Below are 9275 nucleotides of genomic sequence, written 5' to 3'. Positions count from 1 at the left end.
TGCCGGAATCGCCTTGCTCGATGCGATAGACCAGGCCGTGGATCGTGCCTTCGCCGGTGGCGCCGAAGGTCAGCACGCCGGGTTTGTGCAGGAGTTCTTCGAGCTTCAGGTCGGGGCGGGCGCTGACCAGTTCAATATCGAAGCAGAAGGGGTGGTTGATGGCTTCGCGGCCAACGAAACTCAACACCTGCAGATCGCTGGCAACGCTTTCGAGCGAAAAGGTAATGTGGGTAGCGTTTGCGTCCAGCATGCCTGACTCCTTCCGTGGAAAAGCTTTGCCGATGGTGCCGGAATACCAAAGTGCTATCAAGGGTTTTTAAACACGCTTGCCGGTCGGGATTAAACTCAATTTCACGGCTGTGTAACGGAGTGCCCGCGAGGATGAATTCACCATGGATTCGCTGATTAATGCCGCTGGCCGGGCGCTGGCTGGCGGTGATCCGCTGGCGGCATTGAAGCTTGTGGCATTGCGCGAGGATCCACCGGCACTGGCGTTGCGCGGCATCGCCATGGCTCAGCTCGGCGAATTTTCTCGAGCCAAAGCCTTGTTGCAGCGGGCGGTACGAGGGTTTGGCGCGAATGAGCCGCTGTCCAAGGCGCGCTGCGTGGTGGCGCAGGCCGAAGTGGCTCTGGCAGCGCGGGATCTGGGCTGGCCGGTCAAGGCGCTGGAGACGGCGCGACAGTTTTTACACGCACACGGCGATGCTTTAAACGCAGCGCACGCGGGTTATTTGCAGATTCGCCGATGGCTGCTGATCGGTGAACTGGACGAGGCTGAAGCGCTGCTCGGCCAACTGACCCCGGCAGTGTTGCCGCCGGTTCTGCGCGCCGTTCATGAGCTGATGACGGCCGGCATCGCCCTACGACGGGTGCAGGCGCACAAAGCACAGATCACCCTGACGCGGGCGCAACAAGCCGCTGATTCGGCAGGCATTCCTTTACTGAGCGCGGAAATCGAACACGCCTGGCAAATCCTCAAGGCTCCTGCAGCCTGCTTGACCCATGCGGGTCAGTCGCAATGGGTGACGCTGGCACAGGTTGAAGACCTGTTTGCATCGCCAACACTGATCATTGATGCGTGTCGCTACAGCGTACGCGGTGCTGGCATGCGCGTGTCCCTGGCATCCAGGCCGCTGCTGTTCAATCTCGCCCGCACCCTCGCTGAGGCCTGGCCCGCCGATGTCTGCCGGGAAGTGCTGATTGCCAAGGCCTTTCGTTTGAAGCTCAGCGATGAGTCCCATCGCGTGCGCCTGCGGGTCGAAATCGGCCGGTTGCGGGCGGCGTTGCAACCGCTGGCGAAGATCACCGCGACCCGTCGGGGTTTTGCGCTGGAGGCCGATGATGTGGCGCTGTTGACCCTGCCCGCAGAGGACAAATACGCCGCGCTGCTGGCCCTGCTCGGCGACGGCGAAGCCTGGTCGAGTTCGGCGCTGGCGCTGGCGTTGGGGAGCAGTCAACGCCAGGTGCAGCGGGCACTGGAGACACTGGCATGCGAAGAGAAAGTGCAGTCGTTTGGATTGGGCCGCGCGCGGCGCTGGATGACGCCGCCGGTACCGGGTTTCGCGACGATCTTGTTACTCCCGGTGTCGCTGGGCAGTGGCTAGTCTGGCCTCTCACTCCTTTGAGGAAGTCACCATGAAACAGACAAACGCAGAAGTGCTTCGTGAATATGGGCCGTTCGACGGTGTCGGCAATGTCCACGGCGTCACGTTTGACGGCCAGCAAGTGTGGTTCGCCAGCGACGGTCAACTCAATGCGCTCGATCCGGCGAGTGGCGAAACCGTACGTACGATCAAGGTCGGTGCCGATGCCGGTACCGCGTTCGACGGCAAACACCTGTTCCAGATCGCCGACAGTCGTATCCAGAAAATCGACCCGGCCACCGGGCGGGTGCTCAACACCATTGCGGCACCGGGCGGCGGCAATGATTCGGGCATGGCGTGGGCCGAGGGTTCGCTGTGGGTCGGGCAGTATCGCGAGCGCAAGATCTATCAGATCGACCCGGACACCGGCGAGATTCTGCGCACGCTGCAATCCAACCGTTTTGTCACCGGCGTGACCTGGGTGGACGGCGCGCTGTGGCACGGCACGTGGGAGGGTGATGAAAGCGAGTTGCGGCGCATTGACCCGCAGAATGGCGAAGTGCTGGAAAGCCTGAAGATGCCCGACGGGATTGGCGTTTCCGGATTGGAGGCCGATGCTGGCGAACGGTTTTATTGCGGTGGCGGCGGCAGCGGGCGAGTGCGAGCGGTGCGCCGGCCCAAGTGATTGATGGCGCCAGCACTGGCCACATCGCCAGCAGGGCCCGCTGCATCACCTCGAAATCAAGGCGCCCCAAACACCATCGTCCAGTAAACCCCTTCATCACTGCGCGACTCGCTGGCGAACCCGGCGCCGACCTGGGTGAACATCGGGTTCATCAGGTTGGCGCAATGCCCGGGGCTGGCCAGCCAGCCGGCCATGGCTCTGCCCGGCGAACTCTGCCCGGCGGCGATGTTCTCGCCCACCTGCCGACCTCGATAACCCGCCGCCCGGGCGCGATCGGTGGGCATCTCGCCATCCGGGTCGCGATGGGCGAAGTAGTTGCCATAAGCCATGGCTTTGCTGTGTCCCTGCGCCGCAGCCCCCAGTGCTGCGTTCCAGCTCAACGGGCGGGCCGCAGCAAAACGCTGGCGTCCGCACATTCGAGGGCGAGCGCGAGCGGCGTTGACTTCCGCCAGCAGCGCTTTGCCGACGCTGCGGTTGTCACCCACGCGGCTGTCGAGCACCGGACGGGCCAACACCACTTGCCACTCACTGCGTGAGCGGCTGATGCCGATGTCGGCGTAGGTCGCATCGAGCAACGCACCGCAATAATCACTTTGCAATCGGTCGAATGCCTCTTCGGCATCTTGCGCGCCGACGATGCGAATGCTGCGCACCGCGACCGCTGAATATCCCGAGGCCTTCAGCGCCTCGCGCATTCCGCCGCCGTAGCGATAGCCGATCGGCAATGCCAGATTCGATTTCAAGGCCAGCGGTGCGAGGCGTTGCGCGGGGCGTCGATCACAGCGTTGCGGGTGGGCGCGATAGTCATTGATGGCGGCCACCAGTTGCCGCTCAGCCCCAGCGTGGGCGGCGTTGGCCAATAAAAATGCAAGGATCAGCAAGCACAGCGAAACGAAGCGAGACGAACGAACGGCGTGGCGCATGGGACGGACAGCTCTAAAAGGGGGACAGCGCTAAGGTGAGGTCAGCCGCAGGGCGCGGCGCGAATAGGACTGGGGTTTGCGGACTTGGTTCAGGGGTAATAGAGAGGCTTTTGTGGCGGGGCGACGAAAAGTGCGATCTGGCAGAATTATAGTTGCGCCGAAAGACGCAATCGCGAGCAGGCTCACTCCTACATTGGAATGCATTTCAAATGTAGGAGTGAGCCTGCTCGCGATGGGGTCATTGAAAGCGCCACATTACTCAAATGCAGAACAGCTCAGCGGTTCAGCACATCCCCCATCCACTGCAAATACTGTGGTCGGTCTGAAATCGAATTATGCCCTGACTCCGGCACCACCTTGAGCACCGCCACGTCCTTGGGGAAGTTCTCCAGCAAGCGCTGCGTACTGTCCCGCGCGATCACCTCGTCATCACTGGCCGCCAGCAATAACGTCGGCACGCGGATATGCGCGGCATACTTGCCCGACTCGAAACGATCCTTGAGCAACCACTGCACCGGCACCCACGGATATTGCTTCGCGGCGATTTCTTCGAGGCTGTTGTAAGGCGTTACCAGAATCAGCTGTTGCACCGGCCGCTGACTGGCCAGACGCACCGCCACACCGGAACCAAGACTGCGTCCGACCACGGCAATCTGCGGATGACTGACTGCCACTTGATCGAACAGCGCCAACGCATCCTCGGCAATCGCCTCTTCGGACGGCGAACCGCCGCTGCCGCCAAAACCACGGTAGTGCAGCAGGTACAACGCGTAATCGGGAAAGGCCTCGGCAAACTCCGGCAGGTTGCGCGACACGTCCTCGGCATTGCCGCCGAAATAGATCAGCGCCCGTGGCCCCGAGCGCTCGCGGGTGCTCACCCACACCTCGGTATCCGCCATCGACAGTTTCAACCGCGAGTCCGCCGACGCCACGGCAGCGGGTTGTGGAAAGTAGATCAGCGAACGCTGGAAAAAGAACAGCGCCGTGCACAGCAGCAGGTACACGGCCACGATCAAAACGACGAGTGACATCAGGGTTCGGGACATTCGGCTACTTTTAACGGGGTGAGAAGGTTCGCTGTCGCAGTGTAGTCCAGCGATTCGCTCGGGCAGCCTGCGCACACAACATGCAACAGATCCACGCAGCAGGGGAACCAGCATGAGCCACACTGAGGGTTACTCCCGTCGCCGATTGCTCTCGCTGGCTGCCGGGGTTTCGGCGGTCTTCACCTTGAATCGGGCGTTGGCCACTGCCACGCCACCCGCGATTAGCCGAGGCCACGCCATGCAGACCCGCGCCATTCCCTCCAGCTCCGAATCATTGCCCATGGTGGGGCTGGGCACTTATCGCGGTTTCGACGTCGCGCCGGGCGACCCGGTCTATCGGCAGTTGCCGACGGTGCTCGATGAGCTGTTCACCAAGGGTGGCACGGTGATCGACAGTTCGCCCATGTATGGTCGCGCCGAACAGACCACCGGCGAATTGCTGTCGATCCACGAACCACGTTCGCCGGCATTTCTCGCCACCAAGGTGTGGACCCGCGGCCGCGAGGCGGGCATCGCGCAGATGGAGCAGTCGTTCAGCCTGCTGCGCACCGAGCGCATCGACCTGATGCAGATCCACAACCTGCTCGATTGGCAAATTCACCTGCCAACCCTGCGCGAATGGAAAGAGCAGGGGCGCATCCGCTACATCGGCATCACCCATTACACCGCCTCGGCCTATGACGAAGTCGAAGCAGTGCTCAAGGCCGAGCAACTGGATTTTCTGCAAATCAACTACGCCCTCGATGACCGTGGCGTGGAGAAGCGCATCCTGCCCTTGTGCCGCGAGCGCGGCGTGGCAGTAATCTGCAACCGACCTTTTGGCGGCGGCGATCTGCTCGCCCGGCTCAAAGGCAAACCGCTGCCGGCGTGGGTGTCGGATGTACAGGTCAACAGTTGGCCGCAACTGGCGCTGAAGTTTCTGCTGGCGCATCCGGCGGTGACGTGTGTGATTCCGGGGACGAGCAATCCGCGTTACATGGCCGATAACGTCAAGGCCGGGTTCGGGCCGATGCTCACCGATGCGCAGCGGCATCAGTTGATTGCGTTGGTGGGCTGATCGCCGGGAATGCCCAGGTTGTCGATGTGTTTGAAGCGTTCGACCAGAAAGTCGATCAGGCTGCGCACCCGCGCGGACAGATGCAGTTGTTGTGGATACACCGCGTAAACGTCGGCGCGGGTCGGCGTCTGATCTTCCAGCACCAGACGCAAGCGTCCGCTGCGCACGTAACGGGCGATGTCCCACTCGGCGCGAAGCAGAATGCCGAACCCTTCCAGGGCCCAATTCAGCGCCACTTCGCCGTCATTGCAGCCCAGCGCACCGCGTACCTTGATGTTCTGAGTGCGCCCGCCGTTTGCGAAGCTCCACACCCCGTAAGGCGTTTCGTTCTGGCGCAGGAAGATGCAATTGTGCTGCTGCAGGTCGGCGAGCTTTTGCGGCACGCCGTGCTTTTCCAGATACAGCGGCGAGGCGCAGAGCAAGCGTCGGTTTGAGGCAATCTTGCGGGCATGGAAGGCTGCGTCGGGCAAGGTGCCGAAACGGATGCCCAGATCGAATCCGTGGGTCGCTAGATCCAGCGGGTGGTCGCTGATTTCCAGCTGGATCTCCACCTCCGGGTATTGCGCGAAAAACGCCGCCAGTGCCGGGCCGATATAACGTCGACCAAAACCCAGTGACGCGTTAACCCGAATCAGCCCTTTCGGTGTCGCCCGGCTGGCACCGATCAACTGCTCGACCTCGTCGATCTGCGTGAGAATCCGCGCGGCGTGGGAGAAGTACAACTCGCCCTCAGCGGTCAGGCTCATCGAGCGCGTGGTGCGATTGACCAGACGCACACCCAGTCGTGCCTCCAGCGCCGTCAGGCGTTTGCTCACGGCGGGCGGCGTCACGCCCAGTTCGCGGGCAGTGGCGGCGAGGCTGCCTTTGTTGGCCAGCAAGTGGAAAAACGACAAATCGAGGGTCTGGCTCATTCGTAACTCAAAGTCATGGATGTAGTGATTTTCGGTAACTCACAGCTTTCAGGTCACTACATATACTCCGATCACACCCCGCCGGACAGCCTTGTACGGCAGGCAAAACAAAAACGTGAAAGAGTGGAATTGACCATGAGCGCATACAACATTGCAGCGGTGCCCGGCGACGGTATTGGCGTGGAAGTGATCGCAGCCGGCGTCGAAGTGCTGCAGGCCCTGTCGAAGAAATCCGGCTTTGAACTGAAGTTCAAACACTTCGACTGGAACTCTGACAACTACCTGAAACACGGACACTACATTCCCCAAGGCGGGCTTGAAGAGCTGAAAACCTTCGACGCGATTTTCTTTGGCGCGGTCGGTGCGCTCAACGTGCCCGATCACATTTCCCTGTGGGGCCTGCGCCTGCCGATCTGCCAAGGCTTCGACCAATACGCCAACGTGCGTCCGGCGCGGGTGTTGCCGGGGGTGAAAAGCCCGCTGCACAACGGCGAGCAGATTGACTGGGTGGTGGTGCGGGAAAATTCCGAGGGCGAATATTCGGGCAACGGTGGTCGCGTACACCGGGGCTTGCCGGAGGAGGTCGCTACCGAGGTGTCGGTGTTTACCCGCGCAGGCATCGAGCGCATCCATCGTTTTGCCTTCCAGTTGGCACAAAGCCGTCCGCGCAAGCACCTGACCATGGTCACCAAATCCAATGCCCAGCGCCATGGCATGGTGCTGTGGGACGAGATTTTCTACGAGGTCGCCAAGGACTTCCCCGACGTCAGGATCGACAAGGAACTGGTCGATGCCGTAACCACGCGCATGGTGCTCAAACCATCGACGCTGGATGTGATCGTGGCCACCAACCTGCACGCCGATATTCTGTCCGATCTGGCGGCGGCGCTGTCCGGCAGCCTCGGCATTGCGCCGACCGCCAACCTCAATCCGTCGCGCAACTTCCCGTCGATGTTCGAACCGATCCACGGCTCGGCGTTCGACATCACCGGTAAAGGTGTTGCCAATCCGATCGCAACGTTCTGGACGGCGGCAATGATGCTTGAACACCTGGGTGAAAAGGCTGCCGCGAAGCAGTTGATGTCGGCGATTGAGGCGGTCACCGAGAGCGGTCTGCACACCCCCGACCTCGGCGGCACGGCCACTACGCGCCAGGTCACTGACGCGGTGATCGCACTGATCAACCGCTGATTTCCCCCGATTCAAAACAGTACTGCGGCACAACGCCGAGGGGTTTTGCGACCCCTTGGCATTTCCTGACAACAATAAAAAATCAGGGCCCTGTCATGAAAAGAATATTCGGCAAACTGTACGTGCAAGTCCTCGTCGCCGTGATCCTCGGCGCACTCATCGGCGTGCTGGTGCCTGAGACCGGCACCGCGCTCAAACCCTTGGGCGATGCCTTTATCAAACTGATCAAAATGCTCCTGGCGCCGGTGATTTTCCTCACGGTGGTCACCGGCATCGCACGCATGGAAAACATGAAGGAACTGGGGCGAGTCGGTTTTCGTGCCCTGATCTACTTCGAAGTGGTTTCGACCCTGGCCCTGGTGATCGGCCTGATTGTGGTCGATGTGTTCAAGCCCGGTGCCGGCATGAACGTCGATGTCGCCAGCCTCGACACCAGCAGTCTGGCGACCTACACCACGGCGGCCAGACACGCGTCGTTCATGGACTTTGTGATGGGCATCATTCCCGACACGATTGTCGATGCGTTCGCCAAGGGCAATGTCCTGCAAATTCTGCTGTTCTCGATCCTGCTGGGCATCGCGTTGGCGCATGTCGGGCCGCGTGGCAAAGTGTTTGTCGATGCGCTGGAGAGTCTGATGCAGGGCATGTTCCGTATCGTCAACATGGTCATGCGCCTGGCGCCTATTGGCGCGTTCGGTGCCATTGCGTTCACCATCGGCAAATACGGCTTCGGTTCGCTGTTTTCTCTCGGCAAACTGATGGCCTGTGTCTACCTGACGTGCGCAGTGTTCGTGGTCTTCGTGCTTGGCCCGATCTGTCGCTACAGCGGTTTCAGCCTGTGGAAGTTCCTCAAATTCATCAAGGAAGAGCTGTTCACGGTGCTTGGCACCAGCTCTTCGGAATCGGTGTTGCCGCAGATGATCTCGAAGATGGAAAAGGCCGGCGTCTCGAAACCGGTGGCCGGAATGATCATCCCGTCGGGACTGACCTTCAACCCGGATGGCCAGGCGATCTACTACACCATCGCTGCGATTTTCATTGCTCAGGCAACCAACACGCCGCTGACCCTGGCCGATCAATTGATCGTGCTGGCGGTGCTGATGTTCACCTCCAAAGGCTCGGCGGGAGTGACCGGTTCCGGGTTCATCATTCTCGCGGCGACACTGGCCTCACTCGGCACCATTCCAGTGGCGGGTATGGTGTTGCTGCTGGGGGTTGACCGGTTCATGTCGGAAGCGCGGGCGATCACCAACACCATCGGCAACGGCGTCGGCACCATGGCCATCGCCAAATGGGTGGGTGCGCTGGATACCGAGAAGATGCACAAAGCGCTGAATGGTGAAGTCGAGGAGCGGGCTGTGCATGTCTCGCAAACTGAAAAGCCCGCCGGTCAAACTGCGCCTCTGATCCCCAGCCTTAAACGAGCTGCCCAGAACTGACGATGATTGTTTGTCGGAGCGCGCTTGCTCGCGAAGAGGCCGTGTCAGCCAACATATCGGGCGCCTGACATAGCGCTTTCGCGGGCAGGCTCCTATTTTTTTTGAAGAGGGTATGCCTGACTCAACGCTGTGCTATATCCAAAGCCTCTAAGCAACTGTCAGATCTGACAGTTGGCCGCCATCCTCGCTGCGATCAATCATGGAGGTCTTCGGTTTCGCCAGGGAAGACTCTGCAATGAACATGGCCAGCCAAACGTTGACCGGTGGTGTCGCTGCCTGCCTGTTGGCAATTACCCTCAATGCGCGGGCAGAAACGGAGTACATCTGTCTGGGGCAAGAGCGTGGACAAGAGGCAACGGTGATTGCAGCTTCTGAGCCACAAGCTGCCGCGCTGGCGAAAGCTCACTGGCGGACCGCCGGTTGTTTTAAAAAGTGATCGG

At 60.9% G+C, this 9275-nt stretch carries 9 protein-coding genes and 1 pseudogene; 6 read left to right on the top strand and 4 right to left on the bottom strand.

All coding sequences use genetic code 11. The features are described from left to right. Positions 1-250, bottom strand: a pseudogene (locus tag AK821_RS16750) (type VI secretion system tip protein VgrG); the annotation flags it as partial. A gap of 142 nt (positions 251-392) precedes the next feature. On the opposite strand from AK821_RS16750, the gene AK821_RS16745 reads away from it, so the two are divergent. Together AK821_RS16745 and AK821_RS16740 are read left to right on the top strand one after the other, a co-directional pair. Next, positions 393-1604 (top strand): hypothetical protein, encoded by a 1212-nt coding sequence (locus tag AK821_RS16745; protein WP_064390695.1) that lies wholly within the window; start codon positions 393-395, stop codon positions 1602-1604. 31 nt (positions 1605-1635) lie between these two features. After that, positions 1636-2268 carry a Vgb family protein gene (locus tag AK821_RS16740; protein ID WP_064390694.1) on the top strand — a complete coding sequence of 211 codons (633 nt, stop codon included), beginning with the start codon at positions 1636-1638 and terminating at the stop codon, positions 2266-2268. 56 nt (positions 2269-2324) lie between these two features. Here the strand turns inward: AK821_RS16740 and AK821_RS16735 are convergent, their stop codons facing one another. After that, on the bottom strand, positions 2325-3191 hold the full coding sequence (locus AK821_RS16735) for a CAP domain-containing protein (protein WP_064390693.1): 867 nt from the start codon (positions 3189-3191) through the stop codon (positions 2325-2327). A 275-nt stretch (positions 3192-3466) separates the two neighbouring features. Beyond that, positions 3467-4237 (bottom strand): alpha/beta hydrolase, encoded by a 771-nt coding sequence (locus tag AK821_RS16730; protein ID WP_064390692.1) that lies wholly within the window; start codon positions 4235-4237, stop codon positions 3467-3469. A 112-nt stretch (positions 4238-4349) separates the two neighbouring features. Here AK821_RS16730 and AK821_RS16725 point away from each other — a divergent pair, with 112 nt between their 5' ends. Further along, positions 4350-5294: an aldo/keto reductase gene (locus AK821_RS16725; RefSeq protein ID WP_177330954.1), complete on the top strand. Its 945-nt coding sequence runs from the start codon at positions 4350-4352 to the stop codon at positions 5292-5294. On the opposite strand, the gene AK821_RS16720 is transcribed toward AK821_RS16725, so the two are convergent. Next, a complete protein-coding gene (locus AK821_RS16720; RefSeq protein WP_064390691.1) occupies positions 5270-6205 on the bottom strand; it encodes a LysR family transcriptional regulator in 936 nt (311 codons plus the stop codon). The genes AK821_RS16725 and AK821_RS16720 overlap by 25 nt on opposite strands. 135 nt (positions 6206-6340) lie before the next feature. Between AK821_RS16720 and AK821_RS16715 the strand changes: the two genes are divergently transcribed. From AK821_RS16715 to AK821_RS16705, 3 genes are all read left to right on the top strand, one after another. Next, complete coding sequence (locus tag AK821_RS16715; RefSeq protein WP_064390690.1) at positions 6341-7396, top strand: tartrate dehydrogenase; 1056 nt, start codon at positions 6341-6343, stop codon at positions 7394-7396. 95 nt (positions 7397-7491) lie between these two features. Next, the gene (locus AK821_RS16710) at positions 7492-8835 is read left to right on the top strand and encodes a dicarboxylate/amino acid:cation symporter (protein ID WP_064390689.1); all 1344 of its coding nucleotides are present in this window, start codon (positions 7492-7494) and stop codon (positions 8833-8835) included. A 235-nt stretch (positions 8836-9070) separates the two neighbouring features. After that, complete coding sequence (locus AK821_RS16705) at positions 9071-9271, top strand: hypothetical protein (protein ID WP_150648839.1); 201 nt, start codon at positions 9071-9073, stop codon at positions 9269-9271. The last annotated feature ends 4 nt before the right edge of the window (positions 9272-9275 follow it).

It is taken from the genome of Pseudomonas sp. RIT-PI-r, assembly GCF_001297015.1.
Taxonomy (GTDB): Bacteria; Pseudomonadota; Gammaproteobacteria; order Pseudomonadales; family Pseudomonadaceae; genus Aquipseudomonas.
Note: the sequence above shows the minus strand (reverse complement) of the source record. Positions and strands in the feature narration are given on the sequence as shown.